The organism is Streptomyces sp. NPDC005808 (genome assembly GCF_042871385.1).
Taxonomy (GTDB): Bacteria; Actinomycetota; Actinomycetes; order Streptomycetales; family Streptomycetaceae; genus Streptomyces.
Window position 1 is genome coordinate 344,773 of the sequence record NZ_JBIAIK010000001.1, and the last position, 20,069, is coordinate 364,841.

Here is a 20,069-nt window from a genome sequence, read left to right on the forward strand (position 1 = left end):
CACTCTTGACCACGCGTTTTCCAGAGATTCCCGACTCACCGCGCCCCCCGTTCGCCCAACCGACCGGCTCATCATGACGCAGGGCGCAGGGCGCAGGGCGCAGGGCGCAGGGCGCAGGGTGCAAGGCGGCGAGGCGGTGGGCCATCGCGGCGGCCCTTTGCGCTGGGCCGGCCGCGACGCCCTGCGGGTGCGGGTTCAGCCGCCCTCGACGCTGTTCGCGATCCGGTCGCCGATCTCCTTGTCGATGTTGCGCCAGTACTGGACGGCGCGGTCGAGGACGGGACGGGAGACATCGGCCTTCAGGTGGCCGCTGATGTTGGACACCAGCCGGTCGCGGGCCGCGTCGTCCAGCACCTGGCGGACCATCGTGCCCGCCTGACCCCAGTCGTCGTCCTCGCGGTGCCGCTTGGTCGCCTCGCGCACCAGCTCGCCGGCGGTCCGCCAGCTCGCGGGGTCACCGAAGCGTCCGTAGTCGGCCGCCGGGCCGCCGTAGGAGTTGGGCGCGTACGGCATCGCCGCGTTGGACGCCTCGTAGCGCATCGGGCCGTCCTTGGCGTACGAGTTCACCGGGGAGCGCGGCCGGTTGGGCGGCAGCTGGTTGTAGTTCGGGCCGATCCGGTACCGGTGGGTGTCCGGGTACGAGAAGAGCCGGCCGAGCAGCATCTTGTCCGGCGAGGGGCCGATGCCCGGCACCAGGTTCGACGGCTCGAACGCGGCCTGCTCGATGTGGATGAAGTGGTTGTCCGGGTTCTCGTTGAGGGTCATCCGGCCGACGTCGATCAGCGGGTAGTCCCCGTGCGGCCACACCTTCGTCAGGTCGAACGGGTTGAAGCGGTAGTCCGCCGCGTCCTCGAACGGCATGATCTGGACCTTCAGGGACCAGGTCGGCGCGTTCCCGGACTCGATCGACTCGTACAGGTCCCGGCGGTGCTTGTCCGCGTCCGACCCGGCCAGCTCGTCCGCCTCGGCCTGGGTGAGGAACTCGATGCCCTGATCGGTCTTGAAGTGGTACTTCACCCAGAACCGCTCACCGGCGCCGTTGATCCACATGTAGGTGTGGGAGCTGTAGCCGTTCATGTGGCGGTACGTCTTGGGGATGCCGCGGTCGCCCATCAGCCAGGTCACCTGGTGTGCCGACTCGGGCGAGAGGGTCCAGAAGTCCCACTGCATGTCGTTGCTGCGCAGCCCGGTGGCCGGGTGGCGCTTCTGCGAGCGGATGAAGTCCTGGAACTTGATCGTGTCACGGACGAAGAAGACCGGCGTGTTGTTGCCCACCAGGTCGTAATTGCCGTGCTCGGTGTAGAACTTGAGCGCGAAACCGCGAGGGTCACGCCAGGTGTCGGGCGAGCCCATCTCGCCGGCGACGGTGGAGAACCGCGCCAGCATGTCGGTGCGCTTGCCCGGCTGGAAGAGGTCGGCCTTGGTGAACTGGCTGACATCGTTGGTGACTTCGAAGAATCCGTAGGCGCCACTGCCCTTGGCGTGCACCACACGCTCGGGGACCCGCTCCCGGTTGAACTGGGCCATCTTCTCGATGAGGTAGTGGTCCTGGAGCAGGATCGGGCCGTCGGAACCCACCGTGAGCGAGTGTTCGTCGCTCTCCACCGGAATTCCGACGTTGTTCGTGGTGTACGGAGCCTTCTGGGGTGCCTGAGTCACGAGCGTCCTCCCGTCGAAGAAAGAGGGTCGTTAGGTCGCTTCGTCCACCCCAGCAGTCAACTCCGCCGACGGGATGTCGGCAACATCTGGACGGGATCTAATCTCGGTTCGAATCTGAAATGACTGCTGAGGAGGATCCCGCGCGGGTACCCTCCTCAGCTCCGGTTCAACTCGAACCAGACGACCTTTCCCGTACTCAGCCTGGTGGCTCCCCACCGTCTGGCCAGTTTGTTGACCAGGATCAGTCCGCGGCCGCCCTCGTCGGTGGCGCGCGCCTGCCGCAGCCGCGGCAGCTGCGGCACGTCGTCGCCGACCTCGCAGCGCAGTACGTCCGTACGCAGCAGCCGCAGTGTCACCGGCCGTGACGCATAGCGCACGGCGTTGGTCACGAGCTCGCTGACGAGCAGCTCCACGGAGTCGCTCATCTCCTCCATGCCCCAGCGGGACAGCGCCCGCCGGGCGAGCTTGCGGGCGCGCCCCGGAGCCGCGTCCTCCGGCTCCAGATACCAGTACGCGACATCGCTCGGCGCGATCCCGTCGAAGCGGGCGGCGAGCAGCGCGATGTCGTCGTCCCGGTCACCCGGGCCGAGCATGTCGAGCACGTCGTCGCAGAGCGCTTCCAGCGGCGGCGGATGGTCGGGCCCGGTCAGCGCCGCGGTCGCGGCCAGCCGCTCGCGCAGCTGCTCTATCCCGGTCCATACATCCCTGAGGCGGGACTCGACCAGGCCGTCGGTGTACAGCAGCAGCGTCGCTCCGGCGGGCGCGTCCAGCTCGACCGCCTCGAAGTCCACCCCGCCCACACCGATCGGGGCGCCCGGCGGTACCCGCAGCACCTCGGCCCGGCCGCCCAGGTGCAGCAGGACCGGCGGAGGATGGCCCGCGTTGGCGATCGTGATCCGGTGCGAGACCGGGTCGTAGACGGCGTACAGGCAGGTCGCCATACGGTCGGTGCCCAGCCGCTGCGCCTGTTCGTCGAGGTGGTGCAGCACCTCCTGCGGCGGCAGATCGAGCCCGGCGAGGGTCTGCGCGGTCGTCCGCAGCTGGCCCATGATGGCGGCCGAGGTCATCGAGTGGCCCATGACGTCACCGACGACGAGGGCGACACGGCTGCCCGGCAGCGGGATCGCGTCGTACCAGTCGCCGCCGACCCGCGCGGTCTCGGCGGCCGGAAGATAGCGGGACGCCAGCCGCACACCCGTGGGCCTCGGCAGCGTCTCGGGGAGCATCGTGCGCTGCAGCTCGTCGGCGATGTACGCCTCACGCCCGTACAGCACCGCCTTGTCGATACCGAGCGCGGTGTGCGTGGCGAGCTGGGCGGCGACCAGCAGATCGTCGGTCTCGAAGGCGAGCCGCTCCGGACGGCGCAGGAAGAGTGCGGCGCCGATCACCCGGCGACGGCCGCGCAGCGGAGCGAGGATCGCGCGCTGTCCGCACGGCACGGGCAGCTCGTCGCCGAGCAGCTCGGGCAGCGCGGCACGGGCCGCGGGCGCGTCGGCGAACACGGGCCGTACACCGCGCAGCACCTCGGCGAGGGCGCCGCCGGGACGCACCTCGCAGAGCTCGGCGGAGACCGGCGGCAGCTCGACGGGCTCCGGCTGGAACGCGGGCGGCAGGGCGCTCGCCGCCTCCCGCTCCGCGGGGATCCGGTCGGTGCGCCGCAGCCGCAGCACGAGGGGCCCGGTGGGCCGCTCGTCACCGACCGGCAGCGGGTCACGCAGATAGACCAGGATCTCGTCCGAGAAGGTCGGCACGGTAGCCCGGCACAGGCCCATCACGATCTCGTCGAGGTCGATGCCCCGGGCGATCCTGCGGGTCGCGGCGCCCACGAAGCGCAGCCGGTCCCCGTCCCGCCGCATCGGCATCGGACCACCTGACGGCAGACCCTGGCCGGTACGCCGCTCCTTGCCGCCGGAACTCCCCGGCCGCTCCTGCTCGGAGCCCTGCTGGGCCGGAATGCTGTCGGGAGCGGGGCGCGGGCGGTGCGGATCGGGCACGGCGGCCGAGGACTGGGCGTGCTCGGGACCGGGGGACGCGGGCGGAGGTGTGCCGGTGCCGGCCGAGGCCTGAGCGCCGGACGGACCGCCCGGCGGGCAGGGCACCGCCGTACCGGGTACGGACAGGGCGTCGCCCGACCGTGCCTGTACCGGTAAACCCGTGCTTCCTGAGGTCCCCGACGGCTGCTCCGGGGTATGCAGAAGCGCCCCGCGTGGGTCCGCGGGGGTGGCTGGCCGGCCGGCGCCGGGCTTGCGGCGCTCGTGCGAGGTGGGGTGCTCCGTCACGCGTGTCGAATCCATCCGTCCGGGGCTGTGCGTCGTGCGCACAGTTCGTCCCGCAGCCCCGATACCCGGAATGTATGCCCGGGGAACGGAATCTGCGCGTCGTCAGGACCGGGTCGGTCCGTTACCGGCCGGAGCGCGGTTGCGGCTCCGCCGGACGCCCTCGCGGCCCGGGCCGGTCGGTGCGACCGCCCGACCGCCGTACGGCCGTGGCCCTCGTACCCCTCGCTCACGTCCTGCCGCCCCTCGGTGACGTATGGTCAAGCCCGCCCCATACTGCGGGAGTTGTTCCTGCCGTGCGCCCTTGCGGAAGACGATCCTACGGTTGTACCACGGGGGCGCATCAAGGGTCTCATGAGGACACATGCGCGGGCGTACGGTCCCAGTCATCGGGCAGGGCGGGAACCGGCCATGCCGGATCGGGCCGCCAGTGCTGCCAGCCGTCACGGAACGGCGCGCCCCAGGAGCGGATCACCTCCACCGCGGCCCACCCCGCTTCCCTCACCTTTCCGGCCAGTTGGGCGTCCATCAGACCGGCCCGCTGGGCCTGCGCGAACTCGTCCTCGTCCAGCCAGCGCCAATTCCCGTCCGGATGTACGGCGATGTCCAGGAAGTGGTCCTCCGAGTCGACGCCGCCCTCCCAACGGGCCAGCGGCGCCTCGAGGTTCACGTACCAGTTCTTGAAACGCCATCCCGGCTCCCAGAACAGCCACACCGACCAGGGCTCGCCGGGCCGCGCCAGCTTGAGCACCCCGGTGCCGAACCAGCGGTCCAGGCGCACGGTACGCGGCTTCGTGTAGCGGGACTCGAGCGGTTCCCCGTGCACGGGCGTGCCGTCGGCCAGCACCGGCCGCACACACTCGGTGCCGGGCGCCATCCATACCGCGAGAAGTTCGGCGTCGTCCTGTACGACGGTCACGGGGCGGCAGATGTGGAAGCGCGCGCCGGCGTTCTCCCGGTACCGCCACAGGATCTGACTCCCGGGGGCCCAGCGCGCCGTCGAGCCTCCCGCTTCCACTTCTCTCATCGCTCCACCGTCTGTCATGAGCAGATATTAGGTGCCCGGGGCATACGACGCTGTGGAGTGCGACATGGTTCTCGCCACCGGCCGCAGGACGTTACGGAGGTGTCATCAGGTGTTTTTCGGAGGGGGGAGTCCGTTACGGATGCGTCATCCGCAGGACATCCAAGGCCTCGTCCAACTGCTCGGCCGTCAGATCGCCCCGCTCCACATACCCCGACTCCAGAACGACCTCGCGGATCGTCTTCCGCTCCGCCAGCGCCTTCTTGGCGACCTTGGCGGCCTCCTCGTACCCGATGTACTTGTTCAGCGGCGTCACGACCGACGGTGACGACTCGGCGTACTCCCGGGCCCGTTCGCGGTGCGCGACGATCCCGTCGACGGTCCGGTCGGCGAGCAGCCGCGAGACGTTCGCCAGCAGCCGGATCGACTCCAGCACGTTCTTGCCGATGACCGGCAGCATGACGTTGAGCTCGAAGTTCCCGGCCGCTCCGGCGGTGGCGACGGTCGCGTCATTGCCGATGACCTGCGCGGCGACCATCAGCACCGCCTCGGGAATGACGGGATTCACCTTGCCCGGCATGATCGAGGAGCCCGGCTGCAGGTCCGGCAGACTGATCTCGGCGAGTCCCGTACGCGGCCCGGAAGCCATCCACCGCAGGTCGTTCGCGATCTTCGTCAGCCCGACCGCGATCGTCCTGAGCTGCCCGCTGGTCTCCACGATCCCGTCGCGCGCGCCCTGCGCCTCGAAGTGGTCGCGCGCCTCGGTCAGCGGCAGCCCGGTGTCCCGGGCCACCTCCGCGATGACAGCGGCGGAGAACCCGGGCGGCGTGTTGATCCCGGTCCCCACGGCCGTCCCGCCCAGCGGCAGTTCGGCCAGCCGCGGCAGCGAGGCGTTGAGCCTCTCGACCCCGTACCGCACCTGGGCCGCATACCCGCCGAACTCCTGCCCCAGCGTCACCGGCGTGGCGTCCATCAGGTGCGTACGCCCCGACTTCACGACGTCGGCGAACTCCTCGGACTTGCGCGTGAGCGAGGCGGCGAGGTGGTCGAGGGCCGGGATGAGGTCCCGGGTCACGGCGGCGGTGGCCGCGATGTGGATGGAGGACGGGAAGACGTCGTTCGACGACTGGGACGCGTTGACGTGATCATTGGGGTGTACGTCCCTGCCGAGCCGCTCGGTCGCGAGCGTGGCGATGACCTCGTTGGCGTTCATGTTGGACGAGGTCCCCGACCCGGTCTGGAACACGTCCACCGGGAACTCCGCGTCCCATCGCCCCTCGGCGACCTCTGCCGCGGCCTCCCGGATCGCCTCCGCGACGTCCTTGCCCACCACGCCCAGCTCGCCGTTCACCTTCGCCGCCGCCGCCTTGATCCGGGCAAGGGCCTCGATGTGGGCGCGTTCCAGATGCCGGCCGGAGATCGGGAAGTTCTCCACGGCCCGTTGCGTCTGGGCGCGCCACTTGGCGTCGGCGGGGACATGGACTTCGCCCATGGAGTCGTGCTCGATGCGGTAGTCGGTCATACAGGGGTAAGCGTGTTCGCGGTCGGTGGTGTTCCCTGGGGGTTTCTCGCCCCCTCCGCCCCTTCCTGTCCCTTGTTCCTGGGGCTCCGCCCCAGACCCCGCTCCTCAAACGCCGGAGGGGCTGTCTCCAGCCCGTCCGGCGTTTGAGGACGAGCGCGTTCAGCGCGATGCGGGGGCCTGGGGGCGGCAGCCCCCAGAAACGGGATGGGAAGGGGCGGAGGGGGCGAAAAAACTATGCCAACCCAGGCCCCCGCACCGGAATAGAGGTGAACGTAGGCGCAGGCGCCGGGTCCTGGAAGAAGTCGTTGCCCTTGTCGTCGACTACCACGAACGCCGGGAAGTCCTCGACCTCGATCTTCCAGACGGCCTCCATGCCGAGTTCCTCGTACTCGACGACCTCGACCTTCTTGATGCAGTCCTGGGCAAGCCGCGCCGCGGGCCCACCGATCGACCCGAGATAGAAGCCCCCGTGCGCACCGCACGCGTTGGTGACCTGCGCCGACCGGTTCCCCTTCGCCAGCATCACCTTGGAGCCGCCCGCCGCCTGGAACTGCTCGACGTAGGAGTCCATGCGCCCGGCGGTGGTCGGCCCGAAGGAACCGGACGCGTACCCCTCGGGAGTCTTCGCCGGCCCGGCGTAGTACACCGGGTGGTCCTTCAGGTACTGCGGCATCTCCTCACCCGCGTCGAGCCGCTCCTTGATCTTGGCGTGCGCGATGTCGCGCGCCACGACAAGCGGGCCGGAGAGCGCGAGCCTGGTCTTCACCGGGTACTTCGTCAGCTCGGCGAGGATGTCGTCCATGGGCTGGTTGAGGTCGATGCGGACGACATCGCCGTCCGACTCCAGGTGCTCGTCCGTCGTCTCCGGAAGGAAGCGCGCCGGGTCGGTCTCCAGCTGCTCCAGGAAGACACCCTCGGCGGTGATCTTCGCGAGCGCCTGCCGGTCGGCCGAGCAGGACACCGCGATGGCGACCGGGCAGGACGCGCCATGCCGCGGAAGCCGCACCACCCGCACGTCGTGGCAGAAGTACTTGCCCCCGAACTGCGCCCCGATCCCGATCCGCTGGGTCAGCTCGAAGACCTTCTGCTCGAGATCCTTGTCCCGGAAGCCGTGCCCGAGCTCGGAACCCTCGGCCGGGATCTCGTCCAGGTAGTGCGCGGACGCGTATTTCGCGGTTTTCAGGGCGTACTCGGCGCTCGTACCGCCGACCACGATCGCCAGGTGGTACGGCGGGCACGCGGCGGTCCCCAGCGAACGGATCTTCTCCTCCAGGAACTTCATCATGGAGGCCTCGTTCAGCACGGCCTTCGTCTCCTGGTAGAGGAACGACTTGTTGGCCGAACCGCCGCCCTTGGCCATGAACAGGAACTTGTACGCGCCGCCGTCCGTCGCGTACAGCTCGATCTGCGCGGGGAGGTTCGAGCCCGTGTTCTTCTCCTCCCACATGGTGAGCGGAGCCATCTGCGAGTAGCGCAGGTTCAGGTTCAGGTAGGCGTCGTAGATGCCGCGCGAGAGGGCCGCCTCGTCGGAGCCCTGGGTGAGGACGTTCTGCCCGCGCTTGCCCATGACGATCGCCGTGCCGGTGTCCTGGCACATGGGGAGGACGCCCGCGGCCGCGATGTTCGCGTTCTTCAGGAGGTCGAGCGCGACGAACTTGTCGTTGCCCGACGCCTCCGGGTCGTCGATGATCCGCCGCAGCTGCGCGAGGTGGGCGGGCCGCAGATAGTGCTGGATGTCGTGGATGGCCTCCGCGGCGAGCTGCCGCAGTGCCTCCGGCTCGACCTTGAGGAACGTCCGCCCGTCGGCCTCGAAGGTGGAGACACCCTCGGAGGTCACCAACCGGTACGGAGTGGTGTCCTCTCCCTGGGGGAGCAGATCGGTGTACGCGAACTCAGGCATCTAGCCCATTCCTCACTTGGCGGACGGCGGCATGCCTCCATTGGCAGCGTCCACCAGCGTAGAACCCGATTCGGACACCGAGCTTGTGAGGTAAGGCTCAGTTCGTCGTCCACACCCCCTAGTCGCGATCTATCGCGTTTGGGTACGCTGATGTCGTGGACCTTCAGAAGCGCCCTGACCCGACTGTCACCACGTCCGCTCCGGCGTCTGCTCCGACGCCTGCTCCGGCGGTGGCGAAGCCGGCCGAGCTCCGCGCCTCGGACGCCGACCGCGACCGGATCGCGGACATCCTGCGCGATGCCCTCGCCGAAGGGCGCCTCACTCCGGAGGAGCACTCCGAGCGGGTGGAAGGGGTGCTGGCCACCAAGACGGTGGGTGAGCTGGACCAGTTCGTCCGGGACCTGCCCGCCGCCCACGCCCCTCGCGCGACGCCCGCGTACACGATCGCTCCCAACCGCCCCACCGTGGGCGCGATCCCGCTGGAGCCCGACGACAATGTGGTGGCGGTGTTCAGCGCCGCCGTCCGCAAGGGCCGCTGGCGAGCGGGCCGCCGTATCCACGCGTACGCGGTGTTCGGCAGCGTCGAGATAGACCTCACCGAGGCGATCTTCGAGTACCAACAGGTCGTGATCAAGGCCATCTCGGTCTTCGGCAACGTGGAGATCCGCGTCCCGGAGAACGTGTCGCTGCGGGGCAGCGGCGCCGGCGTCCTGGGCAACTTCGAGGTGGACACGCTGGATTCGGGCGATCCCGACGCGCCCGTGATCTACGTGGACGGTCTCGCCGTACTGGGAAACGTCGAGGCGAAGCCCAAGCGGGGCAAGCTGATCGCGGACATCCTCGACCGTGTGGCGGGCCGGGTGTCGGACCGGCTGGACAAGAGTTTGCGCAAGCACCTGGACCGTTGACGCCTGTGAATTCGTCGGGGCCGGGGGCGGATTGGTCCAGCCGCGTCGGTTCGGCACTCACGCGGCCGCCGTGCGGAAATCCCGGGCTTCGGGACCCAGTGCATAGGCGCGCGCACAGCGGGTAGGCCTTGCTGCATCGTCCCCTGGAGGGCGCTGTGGACTCCCGCGGCGCCCGGCACGCTCGCGAAGCCGTCGTCAGGAGTAGACCGTGCTGCAACCGCCGCATCAGTCCCTGCAGGTAGCCGCCGTTCAGGCCCAGCGGGCGCCAGTGCGGGACAGGGATCAGGAAGCCCCGTGGCACACGGAGGCCGTGTGCCGACGGGACGAGGCAGGCCTGTTCTTCGCGCCCTCCAAGGAGCCCACCGCGGCCCGCCTCTCCCGTGAGGAGGCGGCGAAGCGCGTCTGCGCCCGCTGTCCGGTAATGGTCGAGTGCCGGGAACACGCGCTCCTGCAACCCGAGCCGTACGGCGTGTGGGGCGGCCTCACCGCCGCCGAGCGCCGCGTGGTCCTCGCCCGTCGCCGCCGCCGCGACCTCGAACTGAAGAAGGCCGCCCGCCCGACGGGGACGATAGCCGCGGCCGGCTAGACCGGAGCACACGGGAAACACGGGAAAGGGGCGCCCCTCCGCACAAGGGGCGCCCCTTTTTCGTGGAACTGGTTTCTGTGGAAACGACTTTTCGTGGAAACGGTTTCCGTGGAGCCGGCGTGGCTACTTCGCCCGGTCGAAGTCGATCGCGCTGTACGCCCGCAGCTTGCTCAGCCGGTGCTCCGAGGTGATCTGCCGGACGGTCCCGGACTTCGACCGCATGACGATCGACTCGGTCGTCGCGGTCTCGGCGCGATACCGGACCCCCCGCAGCAGTTCGCCGTCCGTGATGCCGGTGGCGACGAAGAAGACGTTCTCGCCGGAGACCAGGTCGGCCGTGTACAGGACGCGTTCGAGGTCGTGGCCCGCGTCCAGCGCGCGCCGCTTCTCCTCGTCGTCCTTGGGCCACAACTTGCCCTGGATGGTGCCGCCCAGGCACTTCACGGCGCAGGCCGAGATGATGCCCTCGGGCGTACCGCCGATGCCGAGGAGCAGGTCGATGCCGGTGCCCTCGCGAAGGGCCAGGATCGAGCCGGCGACATCGCCGTCGGTGATCAGCTTGATCCGGGCGCCGGTCTCGCGGATCTCCTTGATGATCCCGTCGTGGCGGGGCCGGTCGAGGATGCAGACGGTGACGTCCTCGGGGGAGGACTTCTTGGCCTTGGCGACCCGGCGGATGTTCACCGACACGGGCGCGTTGATGTCGACGAAGTCGGCGGCCTCGGGGCCGGTGACCAGCTTGTCCATGTAGAAGACCGCGGACGGGTCGAACATGGTGCCGCGGTCGGCGGCGGCGAGCACGGCGATCGCGTTCGTCATGCCCTTGGCGGTGAGTGTGGTTCCGTCGATCGGGTCGACGGCGATGTCGACCTCGGCGCCGGTCCCGTCACCGACGTGCTCCCCGTTGAAGAGCATCGGGGCCTCGTCCTTCTCACCCTCACCGATGACGACGACGCCGTTCATCGAGACGGTGGAGACGAGGGTGCGCATGGCCCGCACGGCGGCGCCGTCGGCGCCGATCTTGTCGCCGCGGCCGACCCAGCGGCCCGCGGCCATGGCGGCTGCTTCGGTGACCCTGACCAGTTCCAGGGCGAGGTTTCGGTCGGGGGCCTCTGAGGGGACCTCGAGTTCGGACGGCAGATGATGCTCGGTCATCGAGACGCACCTTTCTGATACGACGACGGCCGGATGAGGGTGTGCCCCGACTCTATCGTTAGGCTGACAAAATGAGCAGGGGACCCCACGGATGAGCAGGCCAGGGCACCTGCGACGATAGAGACGTGGCAGGTATGAAAGGCAAGCAGTCGGTCCGGGACATGATTCTTTCCCTGGCCCTCGTCGGGCTCGTGGCGGGCGTCATCTACGTCTTCATCCCGCACGACGACTCCGAACCCGAGCTCAAGCGCGTCGACTACCGCGTCGAGCTGCTCACGGCGCGCCGCGCGGCGGCCTATCCCGTGGCGGCGCCCGAAGGGCTGCCCACGGCGTGGAAGGCGACGTCGGTGCGCTACGACGGCTCGGAGTTCGACGCCTGGCACCTGGGCTTCCACGACCCCGAGGGCCAGTACGTGGCGGTCGAGCAGTCCACCGAGAAGGCCGCCGCGTTCATCGCCACGGCAAGCCAGGGTGCCGAGGAGACGCAGGCCACCCAGCGCATAGGCGACCAGACGTGGCAGCGGTACGAGGGCGCCACGTACGACGCCCTGGTGCTCAAGGGCGAGGACGCCACGACCGTGGTGACCGGCACGGCGTCCTTCGGACAGCTGACGAAGATGGCGCAGGCCCTGAAGACGACGTGACCGTCCCGTGTGGGGACGTAGCCGCCGAGTGTGCGGATGTGAGGGGCCCGGTGATATCGCCGGGCCCCTCCCCACATCCACACACGCATCACACGGTGTGGATGACCTGCTCGCTCTCCAGTCGCGGGGAACGCGGGAACCAGGCGTCCTCGCCCGCCCGGCCGATGTTGACGACCATCAGCGGAGTGTGGTCGTCGTCAAGGAACTCCTTCTGGACGCCGGCGGCGTCGAAGCCGCTCATCGGGCCGGCGGCCAGACCGGCGGCGCGGACGCCGATGATGAAGTACGCGGCCTGGAGGGAGGCGTTCAGGGCGGCAGACCGCTCGCGGGCCTCGCGTGAGCCGCCGAAGACGTCCTTGGCGCCGGGGAAGTGCGGGAAGAGCTTCGGCAGCTCCTCGTGGAACTCGTTGTCGGCGGAGAGGATCGCGACCAGCGGGGCCCCGGCCGTCTTCGGCCGGTTGCCCTCGGCCATGAGTGCGACGAGGCGCTCACGGGCTTCGGCGGAGCGGACCAGGGTGATCCGCAGCGGCGACTGGTTCATGGAGGTCGGCCCGTACTTGACCAGGTCGTAGATCGCCTGCACCTGCTCATCGGTCACCGGCTCGTCGGTGAAGGTGTTCGCGGTGCGGGCCTCGCGGAACAGCAGGTCCTGTGCGGTGGGGTCAAGGACGAGAGACATGGTTGAACCTTCTCGGTACGTGCGACGGATCCGGAGGGATCAGCTGGCAACGTCGAGAGTACGCCATCAATTTTAAAGTTCAATTAAAAGCGGGATCGAGTGATCCGCTTCACAGGCGCCATGTCGTTCGCCTGGGGCCGGACTACTCGGACCGGGTGTCGTCCGCCCGGGGCCGGGCTACTCGAACCGGGTGTCGTCCGCCCGGGGCCGGACTACTCGGACCGGGTCTCGTCCGCGCCTTCCCCGTCGCCTTCCCTGTCGCCGTCCTCGGCTCCGTCTTCTCCGGCCAGCGCCGCGTCCAGTCGCGCCCGCGCGCCCTCCAGCCAGCGGCGGCACACCTTCGCCAGCTCCTCGCCGCGCTCCCAGAGCGCGAGGGACTCCTCCAAGGTCGTACCGCCGGCCTCCAGCCGGCGTACGACCTCGATCAGCTCGTCCCGCGCCTGCTCGTACCCGAGCGTCTCGTCCACCTTGCTGGTCATGCGCCCACCCTAAGCATCGACTCGGACGGAGAACTCACCCTCGGCGACCCGCGCCCGCAGCGGCTCGTCCGCCGTCACCTCGGCGGGGTCCCGGACCACATGGCCGTCGGCCTTCTGCAGCACCGCGTAACCCCGCTGGAGCGTCGCGGCCGGGGAGAGGGCCACCACGCGCGCGCGGGTGTGCGTCAACTCGGAGTCGGCGCGGTCCAGGAGGTGGCCCAGGGTGCGCCGGCCGCGGTCCAGGAGCGAGGCGACGTGATCCGCCCGCTCGTCGATCATCCGGTGCGGATCCTCTATCGAGGGCCGGGCCAGCGCGTGTGCGAGGCCCCGCTCCTCGCGGTCGATGAAGGAATGCACGCTGCGCCGCGCCCTGTCCCGCAGAAGCCGCACCCGCTCGTACTCCTCACCGACGTCCGGCACGACCTTCTTCGCGGCGTCGGTCGGCGTGGACGCGCGCAGGTCGGCCACGTAGTCCAGGAGCGGGGTATCGGGTTCGTGCCCGATGGCCGACACGACGGGCGTACGACAGGCCGCGACCGCCCGTACCAACTGCTCGTCCGAGAACGGCAGCAGGTCCTCCACGCTGCCGCCGCCGCGCGCCACGACGATCACGTCGACGCCGTCGAGTTCGTCCAGGTCCTTCACGGCCTGCACGACCTGCGGCACGGCGTGCACGCCCTGCACGGCGACGTTGCGGACCTCGAAGCGGACGGCCGGCCAGCGGTGCCGCGCGTTCTCCAGCACGTCCCGCTCGGCCGCGGACGCCCGCCCGCAGACCAGCCCGATGAGCTGCGGCAGGAAGGGCAGCGCCTTCTTGCGCTCCGGCGCGAACAGCCCCTCGGCGGCAAGCGCCTTCTTCAACTGCTCCAGACGCGCGAGCAGTTCCCCCACCCCCACCGGCTTCATCTCCGTGGCCCGCAGCGACAACTGTCCCCGCGGCGCATACCACTCGGGCTTCGCGAGTACGACGACACGGGCGCCCTCGGTCACCACGTCGGCTACCGAGTCGAACACCTGCCGATAGCAGGTCACGCTCACGGAGATGTCGTACGACGGGTCACGCAGCGTCAGGAAGACGACGCCCGCGCCCGGGCGCCGCGACAACTGGGTGATCTGACCCTCGACCCACACTGCGCCGAGCCGGTCGATCCATCCCCCGATGAGCCGCGACACCTCGCCGACGGGCAGCGGAGCCTCTGCGGACGTGTTGAGAGCCATGCCGCGAGAGTAGCCGCAGGCTCGGACAACACGGCTGCACGATCCAGCCGGTCCGGCGCCATCCCCATCTCCCACTCGCCCGCGGGGGCGGCGTTTTCAGCCCGTCCGGCGTTTGAGGACGAGGCCGTTCAGGCCGACAGCGGGGGTCTGGGGGCGGCAGCCCCCAGGAACAAGGGACGGGTAGGGGCGGAGGGGGCGAAAACCCATACCGCGGGCCCCGACGCCGGCTGACTAACCAGCCCCCTCGGCGCCCCGGCCTCTCTGTCCCACCAACACCGCCAGCCCCACCGCCAGCCAGATCGCGCCCACCACCTGGGCCGTCACCGAGGCCTCGACGATCACCGCGATGGTGATCGCGGCGCCGACGACGGGAACGAGGATGTGCCGCCACCACACCACGGGCCCACCCCGACGGCGTACGGCGAACCAGCCCACCACGCTCGCGTGCAGCAGCGTGAAGGCGGTCAGTGCACCGACGTTGACCACCGACACCAGTTGGTCGAGTCCGTCGTCGCGTCGCGCCGCCCACACGGCGGCGACCAGCGTGATGACGGCCGCACACAGCAGCGCCGGCCTCGGCACGCCCGAGTCGGTCATCGACAGGACCCGCGGCAGCCGTCGGCCGCGGGCCATCGCGAACACGAGACGGCCCGCCGCGGCCTGCCCGGCGAGCGCCGCGAACGCCGCTCCGATCGCCTTGCTCACGGCCACCAGGTCGTGCAGCCAGGTCCCCACGGAGGCATCCACGGCGTCGTAGAAGGCCGATCCCTGCTTCCCGGGGTCGGCGGCGAGCTGCGCGGACGTCGTGGGCTCAAGGAGCGCCACCAGGTAGGTCTGCGCCACGAACAGCACACCCGCGAGCGCCAGGCAGAACAGCACCGCCCTGGCCACCTTCTCCGAACCTCCGGTGACCTCCTCCGCGAAGGAGGCGATCGCGTCGAAGCCCAGATACGACAGGACGGCGATCGACACCGCGCCGATGACCGCCGACAGCGCGAACGCCCCCTGGGTGCCGTCACCGGACAGCGGCGACAGCCAGCCCCGGTGGGCACCGTCGCGCGCGAGCATGACGATCGCCGACACGACGAAGACAAGCAGAACCACGATCTCCATCGCCAGGACCAGGAAACCGACCCGGGCCGCGGCCCGTACGCCCCACAGGTTGAGCAGCGTCGTGACGACCACGGCGAGCGCGGTCCACACCCACCGCGACACCTCCGGGACCAGCGCGTTCATCGCGATCCCGGAGAAGAGGTACGCCACGGCCGGGATGAGCAGATAGTCGAGCATCGCCATCCAGCCGGCGACGAACCCGGCCTCCTTTCCGAGCCCCACGCGCGCGTAGGCGAACACCGAACCCGCCTGGGGGACCACGCGGACCATCTGCGCGTAGCTGAAGGCGGTGAACGCCATCGCGACGGTCGCGACGACGTAGACCAGGGCCACCGCGCCGTGCGACTTGGCGTCGAGGGTGCCGAAGATGCCGACGGGCGCCATGGGGGCGATGAACAGCAGCCCGTAGACGACCAGGTCCCGGAAGCCGAGACTGCGCCGCAGCCCGTCCTCCTCACCCGCACCACCGGCCGCTTCTGTCGAGGTCTGTGTGCCGGACATCCGTGCCTCCCGAGAGTCGCGACTGGTCCCACCCCTCCCAGCTCCCGACCAGTCTCCCCACGGAGGCGATCTTTGACCTGCCGAGCGCGGCCTTACGATGGGGTGCATGACTGCTTCGCCTGGCCGCCGTGTCCTGCTTGCCGCCCCCCGGGGCTACTGCGCGGGTGTGGACCGCGCCGTGATCGCCGTCGAGAAAGCCCTCGAGCAGTACGGGGCCCCCATCTATGTCCGCCACGAGATCGTTCACAACAAGTACGTCGTCCGGACCCTGGAGAAGAAGGGTGCGATTTTCGTCGAGCGGACGGCGGAGGTCCCCGAGGGGGCCATCGTCATGTTCTCGGCGCACGGCGTCGCCCCGGTCGTCCACGAAGAGGCCGCGGCCGGGAAGCTCGCGACCATCGACGCGACCTGCCCGCTGGTCACCAAGGTCCACAAGGAAGCCGTCCGCTTCGCGAAGGACGACTTCGACATCCTCCTGATCGGGCACGAGGGCCACGAGGAGGTCATCGGCACGTCCGGTGAGGCGCCCGAGCACATCACGCTCGTCGACGGCCCCGCGGACGTCGCCAAGGTCGAGGTCCGCGACCCGTCCAAGGTCGTCTGGCTCTCCCAGACCACGCTGTCCGTCGACGAGACTATGGAGACGGTCGACGCGCTCAAGGAGAAGTTTCCGCAGCTCATCTCCCCGCCCAGCGACGACATCTGCTACGCCACGCAGAACCGTCAGATCGCGGTGAAGAAGCTCGCAGAGGACGCTCAACTGGTGATCGTGGTGGGTTCCAAGAACTCCTCGAACTCGATCCGGATGGTCGAGGTCGCCCTGGACGCGGGTGCTCCCGCCGCGCACCTGGTGGACTTCGCCTCCGAGATCGACGAGACCTGGCTGGACGGCGTCAGCACGGTCGGCCTGACCTCCGGCGCCTCGGTGCCGGACGTGCTGGTGGACGAGGTGCTGGAGTGGCTGGCCGCTCGTGGCTACGGCGACGTCGAGACGGTGAAGACGGCCGACGAGTCCATCACCTTCTCGCTGCCGAAGGAACTCCGCCGCGATCTGCGCGCGGAGGCAGCGGCACTGGTGGCGGAGCGCACCGCCGAGAAGTGACGGAGTGAGCGGTCGCACAGCCTCCGGACGTGAAGGTTCCGGGGCCGTGCTCCGTCAGGGAATTGACTGTCAGCCGCAGGACGTAAATTGGGGATCATGCAGATCTTTGGTGTGGACATCGGTGGTTCCGGGATCAAGGGCGCTCCTGTGGACTTGGATCGCGGCGAGTTGACGGAAGAGCGCCTCAAGGTGCTCACCCCGCATCCCGCGACGCCCGACGCGGTGGCCGACGGCGTGAAAGAGGTCGTCGGTCACTTCGGCTGGACGGGTCCGGTCGGCATCACGTTCCCCGGCGTGGTCACCGGCGAGGCCATGATCCGTACGGCCGCCAATGTCGACAAGAACTGGATCGACACCGACGCGCGCGCCCTGCTCAGCGAGCGGCTCGGCGGCCTTCCGGTGACGGTGTTGAACGACGCGGACGCGGCGGGCGTCGCCGAGATGCAGTTCGGTGCAGGCAGCGACCGTCAGGGCACGGTCATCCTGCTCACCTTCGGCACGGGCATCGGCAGCGCGCTCTTCATCGACGGCGTCCTCGTGCCGAACACGGAGCTGGGCCATCTGGAGCTGGGCGGCCACGACGCGGAGAAGCGCGCCTCCACCAAGGCCAAGGACGACAACGAGCTCACCTGGGAGCACTGGGCGCGCCGGGTCACGAAGTACCTGGCCCACCTGGAGATGCTCTTCTCGCCCGAGCTCTTCATCATCGGCGGAGGCGTCAGCCGCAAGGCCGACAGGTTCCTCCCCCTGATCGAGGGCATCAAGGCCGAGATCGTCCCGGCGCAGCTGCAGAACAACGCGGGCATCGTGGGGGCGGCGATGCGGGCGGCGAAGGCGTCGTAGGTGTCGTAAGCAGTCGGGGGGCTTTTCAGAGCAGAGCCGGACTCTGTGGCGGGGCGAGTCGGATGGCTGGGGTGGGGAAGGCGCCGCGAAGCGGCGAAAACCATGACGGATCTCAGGTCGGGCGACGGCGAACCGGCGCCTGGGCGGTCGCAGCCCTGCGCTGGGTGGCCCGTTGGCTCATGAGCCGCACCTTCCGTACGGTCACGATGAGCCCCGCGACCAGTGTCCCGCCGTACAGCCACCCCGCCTGTACGGCGAGCGCGGTGATCAGCCCCATCAGCCGCCCCCCGACCCCGCCCCCGCTGTCGTCGGCGATGGGCAGCAGCCCGAAGGCGAAGGCGATCGGTACGACGACCGGCGCGGTGACGAGGTCACCGCGCCGCACCCACACCGCGGTCAGCGCGCAGACCGGCAGGAACAGCACCCCGTACACCAGCGGCGACGCCCCGAACAGCAGTTGGTCGAGGCAGCCGAGCGCGAACATCAGCGCACCGCAGAACAGCCCGCTGCCCAGCCCGGTGAGCCGGGGGTTCGGCATCCGCCGTACGGCCTGGACGACGGGCGGAGCGGGCCGCCGGGCAACCGCCGAACCACGCCGGACCGCGCCCGCCGCACTCCGACCGGCCTGCGAGGGGAAGGGCGTGCCGCGTCGCGGTCTGTACTGCGGTCCGGCCTGAGAGGTACGCGTCCTGTGTTGCTCCACTGGACCAACTTAGGTCGGTTTATGTGTGGAATAGGCCTTCGGACACGCCGGAGAGCCGACCTTGGCCAAGCGTTCGATACGTCGCCGGTGCGGGATCCCGCACGCCGTAGACTGGTGGATCGGCCCGCGCTCTCCTGGGGCCCTCGCCCATCCTCACGTACGGGAAGTCGCAACGTGTCGCTCACGATCGGAATCGTCGGTCTGCCCAATGTCGGCAAGTCGACCATGTTCAACGCCCTGACCAAGAACGACGTGCTCGCGGCCAACTACCCGTTCGCCACCATCGAGCCGAACGTCGGCGTGGTCGGTGTCCCCGACGCGCGGCTGGCGACGCTGGCCGAGATCTTCGGTTCGCAGAAGATCCTGCCCGCCACGGTCGACTTCGTCGACATCGCCGGCATCGTGAAGGGCGCCTCCGAGGGTGAGGGCCTGGGCAACAAGTTCCTCGCGAACATCCGCGAGTCCGACGCGATCTGCCAGGTCATCCGCGCCTTCCAGGACGAGAACGTCGTACACGTCGACGGCAAGGTCTCGCCCAAGGACGACATCGAGACGATCAACACCGAGCTGATCCTCGCGGACCTCCAGACGATCGAGAAGGTCCTGCCGCGTCTCCAGCGGGAGTCGCGCATCAAGAAGGACGTCGGCCCGAAGGTCGCCGCGGTCGAGGCCGCCCAGGCGATCCTGGAGCGGGGCGAGACCCTCTTCTCCGCGGGCATCGTCCAGGGCTCCGGCAAAGAGGAGCTGCTGCACGACCTGCACCTGCTCACCACCAAGCCGTTCCTCTACGTCTTCAACGTCGACGAGGACGAGCTGGTCGACGACGCCTTCAAGGCGGAGCAGAGCGCCCTGGTGGCGCCCGCCGAGGCGATCTTCCTCAACGCCAAGCTGGAGGCGGACCTCGCCGAGCTCGACGAGGAGGACGCCAAGGAGCTCCTGGAGTCGGTCGGCGTCGAGGAGCCCGGCATGGCGACCCTGGCCCGCGTCGGCTTCGACACCCTCGGCCTCCAGACCTATCTGACGGCCGGCCCGAAGGAATCCCGCGCCTGGACCATCAAGAAGGGCGCCACGGCCCCCGAGGCCGCCGGTGTCATCCACACCGACTTCCAGAAGGGCTTCATCAAGGCCGAGGTCATCTCCTTCGCCGACCTCGTGGAGACCGGCTCGGTCGCCGAGGCCCGCGCCAAGGGCAAGGCCCGCATGGAGGGCAAGGACTACGTCATGCAGGACGGCGACGTGGTGGAGTTCCGGTTCAACGTTTAGGCGCAATTCCACCACGTCGTCTCTGGTAAGTGTGCAGTTCAGAAGGGGTTCGGCTCTTCACAGTCGGGCCCCTCGCTCTTTCCCGTGCTGGGATGGTGCTGGGAAATCTGACGTATTGTCACCTCGTGGTCGAGCTGCTTCAGACGCGGTTATTCGTGGCGCGGACCGACTGCGCGTACGGGTTCACATCGGCTGTCGGCGCTTCACCGGCCTTCTCTGTGTCGTTCTGGCACAAGCCACGAGGTTGGCGTCCACGGCTGCTGATGTCTGTGGCCCACTCGTACGACTCACGGTGCCTGCCGGGCGGCTGGCGCGAGCTGCTCTGGGTTGCGGTTCTCCTGTTCTGCGGCCCCTTCGGTTAGAGGCGTTTAGTCAAGGCCGTTCTCGTTTCGGGACAGAGAACGTCACTCCCCTCCTGTAACGGGCACGGTAGGCTCGACCAGGCAGGATGCGGGCCCTGCCGGCGAGGGAGACGCGGGAGGACGGGACAGTGA

At 69.4% G+C, this 20,069-nt stretch carries 17 protein-coding genes; 6 read left to right on the plus strand and 11 right to left on the minus strand.

Going from position 1 to position 20,069, the window contains the following annotated elements; all coding sequences use genetic code 11:
- Positions 1-195 precede the first annotated feature (195 nt).
- The 5 genes from ACFYPC_RS01640 to ACFYPC_RS01660 all read right to left on the minus strand — a co-directional run bounded on the left by ACFYPC_RS01640 (position 196) and on the right by ACFYPC_RS01660 (position 8,381).
- Positions 196-1,659, minus strand: a complete 1,464-nt coding sequence (locus ACFYPC_RS01640) for a catalase (RefSeq protein ID WP_388668975.1) — start codon at positions 1,657-1,659, stop codon at positions 196-198.
- Between the two features lie 155 nt (positions 1,660-1,814).
- On the minus strand, positions 1,815-3,953 hold the full coding sequence (locus ACFYPC_RS01645; RefSeq protein WP_388668978.1) for a SpoIIE family protein phosphatase: 2,139 nt from the start codon (positions 3,951-3,953) through the stop codon (positions 1,815-1,817).
- A gap of 334 nt (positions 3,954-4,287) precedes the next feature.
- Entirely contained in the window at positions 4,288-4,980 is a 693-nt protein-coding gene (locus tag ACFYPC_RS01650) for a DUF402 domain-containing protein (RefSeq protein WP_388668981.1), read from the minus strand.
- Positions 4,981-5,095: 115 nt separating this feature from the next.
- Positions 5,096-6,481: a class II fumarate hydratase gene (locus ACFYPC_RS01655; protein ID WP_388668984.1), complete on the minus strand. Its 1,386-nt coding sequence runs from the start codon at positions 6,479-6,481 to the stop codon at positions 5,096-5,098.
- A 232-nt stretch (positions 6,482-6,713) separates the two neighbouring features.
- Positions 6,714-8,381 (minus strand): fumarate hydratase, encoded by a 1,668-nt coding sequence (locus tag ACFYPC_RS01660; protein WP_388668986.1) that lies wholly within the window; start codon positions 8,379-8,381, stop codon positions 6,714-6,716.
- A 155-nt stretch (positions 8,382-8,536) separates the two neighbouring features.
- Here ACFYPC_RS01660 and ACFYPC_RS01665 point away from each other — a divergent pair, with 155 nt between their 5' ends.
- Together ACFYPC_RS01665 and ACFYPC_RS01670 are read left to right on the plus strand one after the other, a co-directional pair.
- A complete protein-coding gene (locus tag ACFYPC_RS01665; RefSeq protein WP_388668989.1) occupies positions 8,537-9,289 on the plus strand; it encodes a DUF1707 domain-containing protein in 753 nt (250 codons plus the stop codon).
- A 208-nt stretch (positions 9,290-9,497) separates the two neighbouring features.
- Positions 9,498-9,875 carry a WhiB family transcriptional regulator gene (locus ACFYPC_RS01670; protein WP_388668992.1) on the plus strand — a complete coding sequence of 126 codons (378 nt, stop codon included), beginning with the start codon at positions 9,498-9,500 and terminating at the stop codon, positions 9,873-9,875.
- 123 nt (positions 9,876-9,998) lie between these two features.
- On the opposite strand, the gene glpX is transcribed toward ACFYPC_RS01670, so the two are convergent.
- Positions 9,999-11,030: a class II fructose-bisphosphatase gene (glpX, locus tag ACFYPC_RS01675; RefSeq protein WP_388668995.1), complete on the minus strand. Its 1,032-nt coding sequence runs from the start codon at positions 11,028-11,030 to the stop codon at positions 9,999-10,001.
- Positions 11,031-11,155: 125 nt separating this feature from the next.
- On the opposite strand from glpX, the gene ACFYPC_RS01680 reads away from it, so the two are divergent.
- Entirely contained in the window at positions 11,156-11,674 is a 519-nt protein-coding gene (locus tag ACFYPC_RS01680; protein WP_388668998.1) for a DUF4245 domain-containing protein, read from the plus strand.
- Positions 11,675-11,762: 88 nt separating this feature from the next.
- On the opposite strand, the gene ACFYPC_RS01685 is transcribed toward ACFYPC_RS01680, so the two are convergent.
- From ACFYPC_RS01685 to ACFYPC_RS01700, 4 genes are all read right to left on the minus strand, one after another.
- Positions 11,763-12,353, minus strand: a complete 591-nt coding sequence (locus tag ACFYPC_RS01685) for a malonic semialdehyde reductase (RefSeq protein WP_388669001.1) — start codon at positions 12,351-12,353, stop codon at positions 11,763-11,765.
- 212 nt (positions 12,354-12,565) lie between these two features.
- Positions 12,566-12,832 carry an exodeoxyribonuclease VII small subunit gene (locus tag ACFYPC_RS01690; protein ID WP_388669004.1) on the minus strand — a complete coding sequence of 89 codons (267 nt, stop codon included), beginning with the start codon at positions 12,830-12,832 and terminating at the stop codon, positions 12,566-12,568.
- A gap of 9 nt (positions 12,833-12,841) precedes the next feature.
- A complete protein-coding gene (gene xseA / locus ACFYPC_RS01695) occupies positions 12,842-14,050 on the minus strand; it encodes an exodeoxyribonuclease VII large subunit (protein ID WP_388669007.1) in 1,209 nt (402 codons plus the stop codon).
- Positions 14,051-14,281: 231 nt separating this feature from the next.
- Positions 14,282-15,664, minus strand: a complete 1,383-nt coding sequence (locus ACFYPC_RS01700) for an APC family permease (RefSeq protein ID WP_388669010.1) — start codon at positions 15,662-15,664, stop codon at positions 14,282-14,284.
- 97 nt (positions 15,665-15,761) lie between these two features.
- Between ACFYPC_RS01700 and ACFYPC_RS01705 the strand changes: the two genes are divergently transcribed.
- Together ACFYPC_RS01705 and ppgK are read left to right on the plus strand one after the other, a co-directional pair.
- Positions 15,762-16,766, plus strand: a complete 1,005-nt coding sequence (locus ACFYPC_RS01705) for a 4-hydroxy-3-methylbut-2-enyl diphosphate reductase (protein WP_388669013.1) — start codon at positions 15,762-15,764, stop codon at positions 16,764-16,766.
- A gap of 96 nt (positions 16,767-16,862) precedes the next feature.
- Entirely contained in the window at positions 16,863-17,609 is a 747-nt protein-coding gene (gene ppgK, locus ACFYPC_RS01710; RefSeq protein ID WP_388669016.1) for a polyphosphate--glucose phosphotransferase, read from the plus strand.
- A gap of 112 nt (positions 17,610-17,721) precedes the next feature.
- Here ppgK and ACFYPC_RS01715 read toward each other — a convergent pair whose 3' ends face one another.
- Positions 17,722-18,312 (minus strand): DUF6542 domain-containing protein, encoded by a 591-nt coding sequence (locus ACFYPC_RS01715; RefSeq protein ID WP_388669019.1) that lies wholly within the window; start codon positions 18,310-18,312, stop codon positions 17,722-17,724.
- Between the two features lie 174 nt (positions 18,313-18,486).
- On the opposite strand from ACFYPC_RS01715, the gene ychF reads away from it, so the two are divergent.
- Positions 18,487-19,575 (plus strand): redox-regulated ATPase YchF, encoded by a 1,089-nt coding sequence (gene ychF, locus ACFYPC_RS01720; RefSeq protein ID WP_388669022.1) that lies wholly within the window; start codon positions 18,487-18,489, stop codon positions 19,573-19,575.
- Positions 19,576-20,069: the final 494 nt, after the last annotated feature.